The organism is Pseudomonas farsensis, from assembly GCF_014268805.2.
In the GTDB taxonomy this organism is placed as follows: domain Bacteria; phylum Pseudomonadota; class Gammaproteobacteria; order Pseudomonadales; family Pseudomonadaceae; genus Aquipseudomonas; species Aquipseudomonas farsensis.
On record NZ_JABWRF020000002.1, the window covers coordinates 1 to 14,836 of the forward strand.

At 60.7% G+C, this 14,836-nt stretch carries 13 protein-coding genes; 4 read left to right on the forward strand and 9 right to left on the reverse strand.

The features are described from left to right. Window positions 1-116 precede the first annotated feature (116 nt). Both pncB and nadE read left to right on the forward strand, forming a co-directional pair. A complete protein-coding gene (gene pncB, locus HU719_RS09475) occupies window positions 117-1,322 on the forward strand; it encodes a nicotinate phosphoribosyltransferase (RefSeq protein WP_186523612.1) in 1,206 nt (401 codons plus the stop codon). A 3-nt stretch (window positions 1,323-1,325) separates the two neighbouring features. Beyond that, a complete protein-coding gene (nadE, locus tag HU719_RS09480) occupies window positions 1,326-2,153 on the forward strand; it encodes an NAD(+) synthase (protein ID WP_186537310.1) in 828 nt (275 codons plus the stop codon). Window positions 2,154-2,257: 104 nt separating this feature from the next. Here nadE and azu read toward each other — a convergent pair whose 3' ends face one another. Beyond that, window positions 2,258-2,707, reverse strand: a complete 450-nt coding sequence (gene azu / locus HU719_RS09485) for an azurin (RefSeq protein ID WP_186537311.1) — start codon at window positions 2,705-2,707, stop codon at window positions 2,258-2,260. Window positions 2,708-3,051: 344 nt separating this feature from the next. On the opposite strand from azu, the gene HU719_RS09490 reads away from it, so the two are divergent. Continuing rightward, the gene (locus HU719_RS09490) at window positions 3,052-3,639 is read left to right on the forward strand and encodes a cytokinin riboside 5'-monophosphate phosphoribohydrolase (RefSeq protein WP_186523024.1); all 588 of its coding nucleotides are present in this window, start codon (window positions 3,052-3,054) and stop codon (window positions 3,637-3,639) included. A gap of 115 nt (window positions 3,640-3,754) precedes the next feature. On the opposite strand, the gene HU719_RS09495 is transcribed toward HU719_RS09490, so the two are convergent. Continuing rightward, complete coding sequence (locus tag HU719_RS09495; protein WP_186537312.1) at window positions 3,755-6,052, reverse strand: YgiQ family radical SAM protein; 2,298 nt, start codon at window positions 6,050-6,052, stop codon at window positions 3,755-3,757. 455 nt (window positions 6,053-6,507) lie between these two features. On the opposite strand from HU719_RS09495, the gene HU719_RS09500 reads away from it, so the two are divergent. Then, window positions 6,508-7,329, forward strand: a complete 822-nt coding sequence (locus tag HU719_RS09500) for an RHS repeat-associated core domain-containing protein (RefSeq protein WP_225917206.1) — start codon at window positions 6,508-6,510, stop codon at window positions 7,327-7,329. A gap of 43 nt (window positions 7,330-7,372) precedes the next feature. Here HU719_RS09500 and dnaB read toward each other — a convergent pair whose 3' ends face one another. The 7 genes from dnaB to rnr all read right to left on the reverse strand — a co-directional run bounded on the left by dnaB (window position 7,373) and on the right by rnr (window position 14,756). Then, the gene (gene dnaB / locus HU719_RS09505) at window positions 7,373-8,770 is read right to left on the reverse strand and encodes a replicative DNA helicase (protein ID WP_186523030.1); all 1,398 of its coding nucleotides are present in this window, start codon (window positions 8,768-8,770) and stop codon (window positions 7,373-7,375) included. Between the two features lie 105 nt (window positions 8,771-8,875). Then, window positions 8,876-9,322 carry a 50S ribosomal protein L9 gene (gene rplI / locus HU719_RS09510; protein ID WP_186523031.1) on the reverse strand — a complete coding sequence of 149 codons (447 nt, stop codon included), beginning with the start codon at window positions 9,320-9,322 and terminating at the stop codon, window positions 8,876-8,878. 20 nt (window positions 9,323-9,342) lie between these two features. Then, entirely contained in the window at window positions 9,343-10,209 is an 867-nt protein-coding gene (locus HU719_RS09515; RefSeq protein ID WP_186537313.1) for a hypothetical protein, read from the reverse strand. Between the two features lie 34 nt (window positions 10,210-10,243). Then, entirely contained in the window at window positions 10,244-10,474 is a 231-nt protein-coding gene (rpsR, locus tag HU719_RS09520) for a 30S ribosomal protein S18 (protein WP_003249563.1), read from the reverse strand. A 28-nt stretch (window positions 10,475-10,502) separates the two neighbouring features. Further along, entirely contained in the window at window positions 10,503-10,928 is a 426-nt protein-coding gene (rpsF, locus tag HU719_RS09525) for a 30S ribosomal protein S6 (protein ID WP_186523033.1), read from the reverse strand. Between the two features lie 493 nt (window positions 10,929-11,421). After that, on the reverse strand, window positions 11,422-12,168 hold the full coding sequence (gene rlmB, locus HU719_RS09530) for a 23S rRNA (guanosine(2251)-2'-O)-methyltransferase RlmB (protein ID WP_186537314.1): 747 nt from the start codon (window positions 12,166-12,168) through the stop codon (window positions 11,422-11,424). Further along, window positions 12,165-14,756, reverse strand: a complete 2,592-nt coding sequence (gene rnr / locus HU719_RS09535) for a ribonuclease R (protein ID WP_186523035.1) — start codon at window positions 14,754-14,756, stop codon at window positions 12,165-12,167. Before rnr ends, rlmB begins: the two co-directional genes overlap by 4 nt. Window positions 14,757-14,836 lie beyond the last annotated feature (80 nt).

The following is a 14,836-nucleotide window of genomic DNA, read 5'->3' on the forward strand; positions in this document are numbered from 1 at the left end:
GGTTGAGCGCGCTCTCTTGTGGGAGCTGGCAGCCGCCTGCGATGAGGCCGGTACAGCCACAGCAAGGCCAAAGACTGGCACAATAGCCGCCATTGCCCGCTTTGGAGCGTCCCCTGATGAGCGAGAGCGCATTCGCCCAGCGCATCGTGCACAACCTGCTAGACACCGACTTTTACAAATTGACGATGATGCAGGGCGTGCTGCACAACTACCCAGACGCCGACGTCGAATGGGAAATGCGCTGCCGCAACGGCGAAGACCTTCGCCCCTACCTCGGCGAGATCCGCCACCAGCTCGAACAACTGTGCGAGCTGACCCTGGACGACGGCCAGCTCGCTTTCCTCGAACGCATCAGCTTTCTCAAGCCAGACTTCCTGCGCTTTTTGCGGCTGTTCCGCTTCAACCTGCGCTATGTGCACATCGGCATCGAAAACGACCAGCTGTTCCTGCGCCTGAAAGGCCCATGGCTGCATGTGATCCTGTTCGAAGTGCCGCTGCTGGCCATCATCAGCGAAGTGCGCAACCGCCACCTGCACCCCTACATGCGGCTTTCAGAGGCCCGCGACCAGTTGCAACGCAAGTTCGACTGGCTGGGGGCGAATGCCAGCGACGATGAGCTGGCCGAACTCCAAGTGGCCGACTTCGGCACCCGCCGGCGTTTTTCCAGCCGCGTGCAGGAGGAAGTGGTCCGAGTGCTGCGCGATGACTTCCCGGGCCGCTTCGTGGGCACCAGCAACGTCGACCTTGCCTGGAAGCTCGACATCAAGCCGCTGGGCACCATGGCCCACGAATGGTTCATGGCCCACCAGCAACTCGGCCCGCGGTTGATCGACAGCCAGATTGCCGCGCTGGACTGCTGGGTGCGCGAATACCGAGGCCTGCTGGGCATTGCCCTGACAGACTGCATCACCATGGATGCGTTCCTCAAGGACTTCGATCTGTACTTCGCCAAGCTGTTCGATGGCCTGCGCCACGACTCCGGAGAACCTGTGGCCTGGGCTGAAAAGGCCATCGCCCATTACCAGAAACTGGGGATCGACCCGATGACCAAGACCCTGGTGTTCTCCGATGGCCTGAACCTGCCGCGCTCGCTGGAAATCTTTCGCGCCCTGCGTGGTCGCATCAACGTCAGCTTCGGCATCGGTACCAACCTGACCTGCGATATCCCAGGCGTGGCACCGATGAACATCGTGCTTAAAATGACCGACTGCAATGGCGCGCCGGTGGCGAAGATTTCCGACGAGGCCGCCAAGACCCAGTGTCGTGACCACAACTTCGTCACCTATATGCGTCACGTTTTCAACGTCCCCAGCAAGGAGTAACCCATGCAAGCCGTTCAGCAAGAGATTGCCCAGGCGCTCAAGGTGCAGCCGCCGTTCGCAGACGCCGCTGCCCTGGGTCAGGAAGTGGCCCGGCGCGTGGCGTTCATCAAGGATTGCCTGGCCAATGCCCGGCTCAAGACCCTGGTATTGGGCATCAGTGGCGGCGTCGATTCGCTGACCGCCGCCCTGCTCGCCCAGCGCGCCATCAACGAGCTGCGCGCCGAGACCGGGGACCAGGCCTATGCCTTCATCGCCGTGCGCCTGCCGTACCAGGTGCAGCACGACGAGCACGACGCCCAGGCCTGCCTGGAGGTAATCAAGCCCGACGAAACCCACACCATCGACATCGCCCCGGCGGTGCGCGCACTGGCGGCCAAGGTGCAGGAGCTGAAAAACGGCTCGCCAACCTTGGTGGATTTCGTGGTGGGCAACGTCAAGGCGCGTACGCGCATGGTTGCTCAGTACACCATCGCCGGCGCCCGTGCGGGGCTGGTGATCGGCACCGACCATGCCGCCGAAGCAGTGATGGGCTTCTTTACCAAGTTCGGTGATGGCGCTTGCGACCTGGCGCCGCTGAGCGGGCTGGTGAAAAACCAGGTGCGGGCGATTGCGCGCAGCTTTGGTGCGCCTGAGGCGCTGGTGGAAAAGGTACCGACTGCCGACCTCGAAGACCTGGAGCCGGGCAAGCCGGACGAGGCGTCCCACGGCGTGACCTACCAGCAGATCGACGATTTCCTGCAAGGCTTGCCGGTTGACCCGGCAGCGGCTGAAATCATCATTGCCAACTACCGCAAGACCCAGCACAAGCGCGAACTGCCGTTCGCCCCTTGATCAAACCGTAGTCGTGGGAGCGGGCTTGCCCCGCGATGGCGATGGTGGACCCTCCATCGCCATCGCGGGGCAAGCCCGCTCCCACGTTCTACGTCAGGCTTTGCTTACTTGACGACAACCTTGCCCTTCATCATCGAGATGTGGCCTGGGAAGGTGCAGAAGAAGCTGTAGTCGCCACCGGCTTCGAGCTTGGTAGCGTCGAACTTCACTTCGGTTTGTTTTTCCGGCGCGCCAATCATCTTGGTGTGGGCGATGATCGCGGCGTTGTCGGCCTTGATGTAGTCCTTGTCCAGGCCTTGGCTCATGCCTTCGGTAGCAATCGCCTGCATGTCGGCCGTCTTGCTGATCACCAGGTTATGGCCCATGACGTTTTTCGGCAGGTTGCCGGAATGGGTCAGTTTGACGGTGAATTCCTTGCAGCTCTTGTCGACGGTGATTTCCTTGGTGTTGAAGGACATCTGGTCGGTGGAGTCGACAGTGACCGAACACTCGGCTGCAAACACGGAGGCACTGGCGAGGGTCAGCAGGGATACCGCTACAGCTTTCGCAAACATCATGAATCTCCTTGGCAGGGTTTTATCAATTGCGAGACTGCCTGAAACCGAGGCAACCCTTGGTGACCTGGGTCAAAGGGTGTCAAGTGGCCAGCCAGTTGAATTGTTCAATGGATTGTATACAACCAATCTAAGAGCACATCATGCCCTCTTGATAGACGATGGGACAACCTCTCATTTAGGAGTAACGGCAATGTCCCTCGCAAATTTCTTCAACAGCATGCTCGCCGCCTACGCCCAGGGCGCTACCGGTGCTGCCTGCGAATTCTCCCGCCCGGAGTGAATACCCTTGGAAGTGCAGGCGGCGCGCCTTAACCTGTCAGCCCTGTGAAGGGAGACAAGCAATGCCAGTACGTTCCGTTTGTGTGTTCTGTGGCGCCAGCACCGGCGCCAACCCAGCCTACCGTGACGCCGCCATTGCGCTGGGCCAGGCCATCGCCCAGCGCGGCCTGAAGTTGGTATATGGCGGTGGGGCGGTCGGCCTGATGGGCATCGTCGCCAACGCGGCCATGGCCGCAGGTGGCGAGGTGGTCGGCATCATCCCGCAAAGCCTCCTGGATGCCGAGGTCGGCCACAAAGGCCTGACCCGACTTGAAGTGGTCGATGGCATGCACGCACGCAAGGCGCGCATGGCCGAACTCAGCGATGCCTTCATCGCATTGCCTGGCGGCCTGGGCACGCTGGAAGAACTGTTCGAAGTGTGGACCTGGGGCCAACTGGGCTATCACGCCAAGCCGCTGGGGCTGTTGGATGTGAATGGCTTCTACGAAAAACTCGGCGGGTTCCTGGACCATGTGGTCGAGGAAGGCTTTGTGCGGCCGCAGCACCGGGCGATGCTGCAGTTGGCGCAGCAGCCCGATGAGCTGCTGGATGCGATGGATAGCTTCGTGGCGCCAGTGGTGCCGAAGTGGGTCGACAAGACCCCGGATTGATTCTCGGAATGTGGAACCGCTTTGCGGTCCTATCGCGACACAAGGCCGCTCCTACAGAAAGACCGCAACCCCTTGTATCGCGAAAGGGCCGCAAAGCGGCCCCATGACATTCAAATCAGCGCGGAATCACAGGCTGGCGCGGCTTCTTGCCTTTGCCGCCCTTGGCCGCCTCTTTGCGCTCCTTGGCCGCCTGCTGGTTACGGGCAAACGCTTCGGCCTTGGCTTTCTCGCGCTTGTCCCATGGCTGGCTGCCATCGCTGGCACGCGGCGGCAGGCCGGTGTGCTGGGTGAGGATCTTCTGGTCCTTGCCCAGCTTGTGGCTGCCGGCAGGGGTGGAGTTTTTGCGCCGTGCGCTCTGGTAAGTGTCGCTCTGCGGCTGGTGCAGCGGGATCAACTGGTGCTTGCCAGGCCCGATCAGGTCAGCGCGGCCCATGCGCTCCAGCGCTTCACGCAGCATCGGCCAGCCCTTCGGGTCGTGGTATCGCAGAAACGCCTTGTGCAAGCGCCGCTGCTCCTCGCTCTTGACGATATCCACCCCTTCACTCTTGTAGGTGACCTTGCGCAGCGGGTTCTTGCCCGAGTGGTACATGGCCGTGGCCGAGGCCATTGGCGAGGGGTAGAACGCCTGCACCTGGTCGGCGCGGAAGCCATTGCCCTTGAGCCACAAGGCCAGGTTCATCATGTCTTCATCGGTGGTGCCGGGGTGGGCTGCGATGAAGTACGGGATCAGGTACTGCTCCTTGCCCGCTTCTTTCGAGAACTTCTCGAACATGCGCTTGAAGCGGTCATAGGTGCCGATGCCCGGCTTCATCATCTTGTCCAGCGGGCCACGCTCGGTGTGCTCCGGGGCAATCTTCAGGTAGCCGCCCACGTGATGGGTAACCAGCTCGCGGACATACTCCGGCGATTCCACCGCCAGGTCGTAACGCAGGCCCGAGGCGATCAGGATCTTCTTCACCCCCGGCAAGGCGCGGGCCTTGCGGTACAACTCGATCAGCGAGCTGTGGTCTGTGTTGAGGTTCTCGCAGATACCCGGGAACACGCACGATGGCTTGCGGCAGTGCTTCTCGATTTCGTGGCTCTTGCAGGCGATGCGGTACATGTTGGCGGTCGGCCCGCCGAGGTCGGAAACCACCCCGGTAAAGCCCGGCACCTTGTCACGCATCTCTTCGATTTCGTGCAGGATCGACTCATGGGAGCGGTTCTGGATGATCCGCCCTTCGTGCTCGGTGATAGAGCAGAAGGTGCAACCGCCAAAGCAGCCACGCATGATGTTGACCGAGAAACGAATCATCTCGTAGGCCGGGATGCGCTCCTTGCCATAGGCCGGGTGCGGGATGCGCGCGTAAGGCATGCCGAACACGTAGTCCATTTCTTCGGTAGTCATGGGGATGGGTGGCGGGTTGAACCACACATCCACTTCGCCATGCTTCTGCACCAGGGCGCGGGCGTTGCCTGGGTTGGTTTCCAGGTGCAGCACGCGGTTGGCGTGGGCGTACAGCACCGGGTCGTTGCGCACTTTCTCGAACGACGGCAGGCGGATCACCGATTTTTCGCGGGTCACGCTTGGGCTGTCGAGAATCTGCACCACCTTGGCTTCGTTCGGGTCTTCCTGCTCGCCCTTCGCCTGCTCGATAGCGCAGGCCTGGGTGTCCTGGGTGTTGACGTACGGGTTGATGATCTTCTCGACCCGGCCTGGGCGGTCGATACGGGTGGAGTCGATCTCGTACCAGCCTTGCGGCGTATCGCGGCGGATGAACGCGGTGCCGCGCACATCGGTGATCTGTTCGATGCGCTCGCCCTGGGACATGCGCTGGGCGACCTCGACAATGGCCCGCTCGGCGTTGCCGTACAGCAGGATGTCGGCGCTGGCATCGACCAAAATCGAATGACGGACCTTGTCCTGCCAGTAGTCGTAGTGGGCGATGCGGCGCAGCGAGGCCTCGATGCCGCCGAGCACGATCGGCACGTGCTTGTAGGCTTCCTTGCAGCGCTGGCTGTACACAAGGCTTGCGCGGTCCGGGCGTTTGCCGGCCAGGCCACCTGGGGTATAGGCGTCGTCGGAGCGCACTTTCTTGTCGGCGGTGTAGCGGTTGATCATCGAGTCCATGTTGCCGGCCGCGACGCCGAAGAACAGGTTCGGCTCGCCGAGCTTCATGAAGTCGTCTTTGGACTGCCAGTTGGGCTGGGCAATGATGCCGACGCGGAAGCCCTGGGCTTCCAGCAGGCGGCCGATGATGGCCATGCCGAACGACGCGTGGTCGACGTAGGCGTCACCGGTCACGATGATGATGTCGCAGGAATCCCAGCCGAGCTGATCCATCTCCTCCCTGCTCATTGGCAGGAAAGGCGCCGGGCCGAAGCATTCGGCCCAGTACTTGGGATAGTCGTAGAGTGGTTTGGCTGCTTGCATGTCAGTGACCGGTTCTGGTGTTCAGGGAAATCGCGGGCGCGGAATATAGCACAAAAATTGACCAAATCCGACGGTGGTGGTCGGATTCATCGAAGTCGCCCAGGCAAAACCCGCTGCCACCGGGGTGGTTCAACGCAGGTGGTTCTATCCATCGCCCCAGGGAGCGGCGCTGATGTAATTGGAAGTCGCGGACGCGAGCACATAAAAAATGTCGATCCAATAGCGATGGTCGAGTGATTTACCTATCGTCACCCCTATCATTTTTGCCAGTTCTACCAACCTGTTGGATGCAGGTAGGATTCTGAAATATACAAGCAGGCAGACTAGGAAATGAAGAACTTCCACGCACTGCATGACGCAAATCTACTCTGGAATGATCGGGAGCCCTTTCTTCAAAGCGGCCCCCGCGAGCCTTATCACTCGCCGAATCAGTCACACCCATGAGAGGGATTGAAATGTTCAACTCAGCCAACCGTGAAATTGGACTGGAAGGCCGCTTCGATGCGGCTTTCTGTGCTTACGGATACAGTAATGGCAAGAAACATTCCCTGGCTTTTAAAGGTGAGCGACAGGATCCAATCACTGGCTTTTACCTACTGGGGAATGGCTACCGCGCCTACTACCCGACTCTCAGGCGCTTCAACAGCCCCGATAACGAAAGCCCTTTTGCGCGAGGGTGGCTGAATGCCTACGCCTTCTGCCTTTGCGATCCAATTAATCGCAACGACCCAACGGGGCATTTCTTCGAGTTCATCACCTATGCAATAAACAAACTCTCAGTCAGTAAGACCTACTCCGGAAAAATCGTGGCAGAGTTCCATGAAATTATTGCCTTTACTGGCCCCTCAAGAGCGGACGGAAAATTGCCCACTCTCTACATCAGCGCCCATGGTAAGCCTGGCGTGATATCCGCTGACCGAATCCATACATTCAGCGCCACAGACACGTTCGAAGAACTGAGAAGGCAAGGGGTCGATATGCACAGGAGACAGACTCACGTATTAGCCTGCGACTCAGCGATTCCCAATAGCCATACCGGCAAATCCTTTATTGAGGAATTCAGCGACCATACGGGCGCGCAGACCTCCGGCTACGGGGGCTCAGTTCCGGTCGTAGAAAGACGACAAGGTAACGTGTTCATTGCAGAGAAACAAAGAGTACTACCGCTTTCTTATGGTTTCACCGCTACGAAGACCCGAGCAGGCAACATTAGAAACCCTCACAAGAACGCAACCGACCGGCAGTCTGCGCAGCCGGGTCGAATCATAACTGTCTAAAACCTCAACAAATCTTGTAAGGTCAGATCTAACCAGATCTGATTCACTCATCATCGTCGAAGTTGTACATGCCCGGCGCCAGGTTCTCGAACCGGGTGTACTTGCCGATGAAGGCCAGGCGAATGAAGCCGATGGGGCCGTTACGCTGTTTACCAATGATGATCTCGGCAACGCCCTTGTGCTCGGTGTCAGGGTGATACACCTCGTCACGGTAGACGAACATGATCACGTCGGCGTCCTGCTCGATTGCACCGGATTCGCGCAAGTCGGAGTTCACCGGGCGCTTGTTGGGGCGCTGCTCCAGGGAGCGGTTGAGCTGGGACAGGGCAATGACCGGGCAGTTGAATTCCTTGGCCAGGGCTTTCAAGGAGCGAGAGATCTCGGAAATCTCGTTGGTCCGGTTATCGCCCGACGAGCCCGGGATCTGCATCAGCTGCAGGTAGTCGACCATGATCATGCCGATCTCGCCGTGCTCCCGGGCAAGGCGGCGCGTGCGGGCACGCATTTCCGACGGGCTGATGCCGGCGGTATCGTCGATGAACAGCTTGCGGTCGTTGAGCAGGTTCACCGCCGAGGTCAGGCGCGGCCAGTCATCGTCGTCCAGCTGGCCGGAACGCACCTTGGTCTGGTCGATACGGCCAAGCGAGGACAGCATACGCATGACCAGCGATTCACCTGGCATCTCGAGGGAGAACACCAGCACCACCTTGTCGCTGCGCAACACGGCGTTTTCGACAAGGTTCATGGCGAAGGTGGTCTTGCCCATCGACGGACGGCCGGCCACGATGATCAAGTCCGCTGCCTGCAGGCCGCTGGTCTTGCCGTCCAGGTCGGTGTAGCCGGTGGAGATACCGGTGATGTCGCTGTCGGAGTTGAACAGCGTATCGATGCGGTCAATGGCTTTGGTCAGCAGGTCGTTGACGCCCACCGGGCCGCCGGTCTTTGGCCGCGCTTCGGCGATCTGGAAGATCTGCCGCTCGGCATCGTCGAGAATCTCCGCAGCATCACGCCCTTGCGGGTTGAACGCGTTGTCGGCGATGTCGGTGCTGATGCTGATCAGTTGGCGCAACGTGGCCCGCTCGCGAATGATCGCGGCGTAGGCCTTGATGTTGGCCACCGACGGCGTGTTCTTGGCCAGCTCTGCCAGGTACGCCAGCCCGCCGACCTGGGTCGATACGCCTTCCTTGTCGAGCTGTTCGTGCAGCGTCACCACGTCGAACGGCTGGTTGGCATCCACCAGTTTGTGGATGGCGCGGAAGATCAGCCGGTGGTCATGCCGATAGAAATCGCCGTCCGATACCTGATCCAGCACGCGCTCCCAGGCATTGTTGTCCAGCATCAGGCCACCGAGTACGGCCTGTTCGGCCTCGATGGAATGCGGCGGCACCTTCAGGGAGGCGGTTTGCAGGTCGAGCTGTTCGGAGGTGGTGATCTCGTTCATGGCCACGAAAGAATTCTGGAAGGTGAAAAAAACAAAGGGCACGGCCTGTATGGAACAGGACCGTGCCCGATGTTAACCGCCTGGCCCACAAAGGGGCCAGCCGATTTAGGCAGCTACGACAACCACACGTACGGTGGCTTCAACGTCGCTGTGCAGGTGCACGGCTACGTCGTATTCGCCAACCTGACGGATAGTGCCGTTCGGCAGACGAACTTCAGCTTTGGCCACTTCAACGCCGGAGGCGGTCAGGGCGTCAGCGATGTCGTGGGTGCCGATCGAACCGAACAGCTTGCCTTCGTCGCCAGCGGTGGCAGTGATGGTCACTTCCAGCTCGGCCAGTTGGGCAGCGCGGCTTTCAGCCGACACTTTCTTGTCTGCTGCAGCTTTTTCCAGCTCGGCGCGGCGTTCTTCGAACGCGGCCAGGTTGGCGGCATTGGCAACGGTGGCCTTGCCGAATGGCAGCAGGAAGTTACGGCCGTAACCGGCCTTAACATTTACTTTGTCGCCCAGGTTGCCCAGGTTAGCGACTTTTTCCAGCAGGATCAGTTCCATTTGGTAAAACCTCTTAACTTTTAACCTTCACCGTTCGCGGAGTCGTCACCCTTTTCAGGGGACTTGCGACCGCGAAAATCAATCAGGCTGTCGACAATGGCCAAAACCACGAGCAACGGATAGACCAGCTGCATGATCAGCGGCAGCGTCACGTACAACCCAACCAGCCAGAAACCGGCCAATCGCTTCTGAGCCACCAGCCCGTGAATCAAGGCAAGGGCGGCCAGCAGCAGCACCAGGCTCGAAGCCGATGCCAGCACGATGAATTGCGGCCCGATGAATGGGCCCAACACCATCAGCGACACCAGTACCAGCATGGGTACCAGCGGTAGCCTCACCTCGCGAAACTCGCGACCGAAACCACCGGGGTTGTACAACGCAGCCTGCCAATAGCGCGCCAGCATCAAAGCCACCACGCTGAACAACTGCAGCATTACCGCACTGGAAGCGACCAGCAAAGGGCCGATCAGCTCACCAGGCAATACCGGCTTGCCTTCGATTTGCGGCAGGGCTTTTTCAAGCACCTTGGCCAGCACCTCGAAGGTGTCGCGCAGTACCACGTCCAGAATCAGGCCGTAAAACAAGCCTAATACGATGCTGGACAACAGCACCCGGTTCCAGGAATGCCCGGCACGCAACAAAGCGGCCAGACCCAGCGTTCCCACCATAACCAGCAACACGCTGGGTTCGCCGAAGACCCACATGGCCACCGCTGGCAAAAGGCCCCAGACGATGACCGATGATGCATCCTTGAAACCACGCCGCAGGAACACAAGGCTCCCAGCGGCGGCACTCAACCAGAACAGCAGCGGTAGTACCGCGCTGATGACCACCACGAGGATGGCCTGCATACGACCGCGCATGATGTAGCTTGCCAACGATCGCATGCCTATCCCTTACTACTCAGTCGACAACCCGGTCTCAGCGGCCGTGGCTGTCGGTGTAGGGCAGCAGGGCCAGGAAGCGGGCGCGCTTGATAGCGGTAGCCAGCTGACGCTGATAACGAGCTTTGGTACCGGTGATGCGGCTTGGAACGATCTTGCCGGTTTCGGATACGTAAGCTTTCAGGGTGTTGAGATCTTTGAAGTCGATCTCTTTCACGTCTTCAGCAGTGAAGCGGCAGAATTTACGACGACGGAAGAAACGTGCCATGTAATTGGCTCCTCAAAAAGTCCGTGGATTACTCGTCAGCGTTATCGCTGTTGTCGCTGTCATTGCTGTCGTCACCATCGACGCCATCAGCATTGTCAGGACGTTCACGACGCTCACGGCGCTCGCTGCGGTTCTCTTCGGCCTTGAGCATCTCGGACGGGCCGGTAACGGCTTCGTCGCGACGGATGACCAGGTTACGGATCACGGCATCGTTGTAGCGGAAGTTGTCTTCCAGCTCGGCCAGGGCCTTGCCGGTGCATTCAACGTTCAGCATCACGTAGTGAGCCTTGTGAACATTGTTGATTGCGTAGGCCAGTTGACGACGGCCCCAATCTTCCAGGCGGTGGATCTTGCCACCATCTTCTTCGATCAGCTTGGTGTAACGCTCAACCATGCCGCCGACTTGCTCGCTCTGGTCCGGGTGAACCAGGAAGATGATTTCGTAATGACGCATGAATGCTCCTTACGGGTTAGTAGTCTGCCAGCAACTGTGGTCAGACAAGGAGTGAATGACACTGTATGTCTTGCCCTGAGGGGAGACGCATGCGCGCCTGCCAGCTCGGCAAGGGGCGCAATTGTAGAGAAGCCCCGAGGGACAAGCAAGGTAATTGGCGAATATTTGAACAGCTCGCAACAATTTGGCCAAGTGAACGGCAACGGCGGGGACTCTATGGTTTGGTATAAGCCTGTTCTCGCCAGACATACCTTCTCGTGGCGAGCGGGCTTGTCCCGCGCTGGGCTGCGTAGCAGCCCTGAAAACCCAAGGGGCTGCTTCGCAGCCCAACGCGGGACAAGCCCGCTCGCCACGACTGTCTAACATTTCCCACAGGATTGGGTCCGACCAGCGATGTTGCCATTGAGCAGGGCCTGCGTGGGAGCTGGCGACAGCCTGCTACGAGGCCGGAACAGGCCTGCACATAACTGCGCCACCCACGAAAACTACCCGATCAGCGTTTGAGCTGACGCTGACGCACCGCTTCGAACAGGCACACCCCGGTGGCCACCGAGACGTTCAGGCTGCTGACGCTGCCAGCCATCGGCAGCTTCACCAGAAAGTCGCAGTGCTCGCGGGTCAGGCGGCGCATGCCGCGGCCTTCGGCGCCCATGATCATCACCAGTGGCCCGGTGAGGTCTTGCTGGTAGATCTCCTGCTCGGCCTCACCCGCCGTGCCGACCACCCACAAACCGCGCTGCTGGAGTTTTTCCAGCGTGCGCGACAGGTTGGTCACCGCCACCAGCGGAATCACCTCGGCAGCACCACAAGCGACCTTGCGCACCACGCCGGTAAGCGTGGCGGATTTGTCCTTGGGGATAACCACGGCGGTAGCACCGGCCGCATCGGCGGTGCGCAGGCACGCGCCGAGGTTGTGCGGGTCGGTGACGCCGTCGAGCACCAGAATCAACGGCGGCGTTTCGCTGCGCTCGAGCAACTCGTCGAGCATCGCCTCGCCCCACACCTGGCTTGGGCTCACCTCGGCGACAACGCCTTGGTGCACACCCTCGACCCAGGCGTCGAGCTCACGACGCTCGGCCTGACCGACCTGCACGCGGTTCTGCGCGGCCAGCTCAAGCAGCGCCTGCAGGCGAGGCTCGCTGCGACCTTCCGACAGCCAGATCTGCTTGACCCGCTTTGGATGGTGCTGCAACAACGCCTGAACCGCGTGCACGCCGTAGATTTTTTCCAGCTGACTCATGACTTGGTCTTGCCTTTACGTGGCGCGCCGGACTTCGGCGGCCCTTTGCGATGCTTGCTTGGCTTGCCGGCCGGCTTGCTGCTGCCTTTGTCGGCCTTGCTGCCAGCACCGCTGGTGCGCGCTTCGCCCATTAGCGCCTTTTTCATTTCGCGGCTTTTGCGCACTTCGGCGTTGCGCTGCACGGCATCCTTGGGGAAGTACGCATCAGCGGTTTCGCCCTTGCGGCTGCGCGGCTTGGGCGAGATTTTCGCTTCGCTCGGCGCAGCAGCGGCAGGCGCAGCGGCGGCAGGTGCGGTTTCACCGGCAGCGGAGCGGTTCTTGCGACCGATCGGCGCGTTGATGGTGGCATCGGCCATTTCGAAGTCGATCTTGCGCTGTTCGAGGTCGACGCGCATGACCTTGACCTCGACGGTATCGCCCAGGCGGAAACTGCGCCCGGTGCGCTCACCCGCCAGGCGGTGATGGACTGGATCGAAGTGGTAGTAGTCACCCGGCAAGGCGCTGACATGCACCAGGCCTTCGACATAGATGTCGGTCAGCTCGATGAACAAGCCAAAACCGGTCACCGCCGTGATGACGCCTGGGAAGGTTTCGCCCACACGGTCACGCATGTACTCGCACTTGAGCCAGTTGACCACGTCGCGGGTGGCTTCGTCGGCACGCCGCTCGGTCATCGAGCATTGCTCGCCCATCTGCTCCAGGCTGGTCTCGTCGTACGGGTAGATACGCGCCTTCGGAATGCTCGCGGCGCCTGCACGCTTGACGTGCGGGGTGTCGACCTTGGAACGGATGACGCTGCGAATGGCACGGTGCACCAGCAGGTCCGGGTAACGCCGGATCGGCGAGGTGAAGTGGGTGTAGGCTTCGTAGTTCAGGCCGAAGTGGCCATTGTTCTCGACGCTGTACACCGCCTGGCTCAACGAGCGCAGCATGACGGTCTGGATCAGGTGGAAGTCCGGGCGCCCGGCAATGCTTGCCAGCAGCGCCTGATAATCCTTGGGCGACGGATCCTTGCCCTTGTGCAGCGAAAGCCCCAGCTCGCCGAGGAAGGCGCGCAGTTTTTCCAGGCGCTCCGGCGGCGGGCCATCGTGCACGCGGTACAGCGACGGCACGTTGTGCTTGCGCATGAACTCGGCAGTGGCGACGTTGGCCGCCAGCATGCATTCCTCGATCAACTTGTGGGCGTCGTTGCGCACGGTCGGACGAATTTCGTCGATCTTGCGGTCTTCGCCGAAGATGATCCGGGTTTCCTGGGTTTCGAAGTCGATCGCGCCACGGGTGTGACGGGCCGCCAGCAACACCTTGTACAGGGCGTAGAGGTTCTTCAGGTCCGGCACTACTGCGCTGTACTCGTCACGCAGCGCCTTGCCCTCACGGGTGCGGGCGTGCTCGAGCATGCTGCTGACCTTGTTGTAGGTCAGGCGCGCGTGGGAATGGATGACCGCCTCGTAGAACTGGTAGTCGACCATCTGGCCGGTCTTGTTGATGGTCATTTCACAGACCATCGCCAGGCGATCAACGTGCGGGTTCAGCGAGCACAGGCCGTTGGACAACTCCTCGGGCAGCATGGGGATGACGCGCTCGGGGAAGTAAACCGAGTTGCCGCGCTGCTGGGCCTCGACGTCCAGGGCCGAACCCAGGCGCACGTAGCTCGACACGTCGGCAATCGCCACGTACAGGCGCCAGCCGCCGGAGAACAGGCGCAGTTTGCCCTGTGGCTCGCAGTACACGGCGTCGTCGAAGTCGCGGGCGTCTTCGCCGTCGATGGTGACGAACGGCAGGTGGCGCAGGTCGATGCGCTTTTCTTTGTCTTTGTCTTCGACTTCGGAGCGGAACTTGCGCGCTTCCTTGATTACGTCCTGCGGCCAGACATGCGGGATGTCATAGCTGCGCAGGGCGATGTCGATTTCCATGCCCGGGGCCATGTAGTTACCGATCACCTCGACCACATCACCCTGCGGCTGGAAGCGCGGGGTTGGCCAGTGGGTGATCTTGATCGAGACGAACTGCCCGATCTTGGCGCCATTGCTACGCCCGGCCGTCACCAGCACTTCCTGCTGGATTTTCGGGTTGTCCGGGGTCACGTAGCCGATGCCGCCTTCTTCGAAGTAGCGGCCGACCACGGTCTCGTGGGCACGGGAGATGACTTCGACCAGCGCGCCTTCACGGCGGCCACGGCGGTCGACGCCGGAGACACGCGCCAATGCACGGTCACCGTCGAACACCAGGCGCATCTGCGCCGGGCTGAGGAACAGGTCCTCGCTGCCGTCATCGGGGATGAGGAAGCCGAAGCCGTCACGGTGGCCGGAAACGCGGCCACAGATCAGGTCGAGTTTGTCTACCGGGGCATAAGTGCCGCGCCGGGTGTAGATAAGCTGGCCATCACGCTCCATTGCTCGCAGGCGGCGGCGCAGGGCTTCGATCTGGTCTTCTTCGTAAAGACCGAACTCTGCCGCCAGCTCCTCGCGGGCGGCTGGCTCGCCACGGTCGGCGAGGCGCTGCAGGATCAGCTCACGGCTGGGGATGGGATTATCGTATTTTTCCGCTTCGCGAGCGGCCTCGGGATCGAGGGATTGCCAATCGGCCATCAGAAGGGGTTCACCTTGGTGTCTATAGATATGAATTCTGGCATAGGCCTATTGAAACCGGAAATGTCACCGTTGGACAG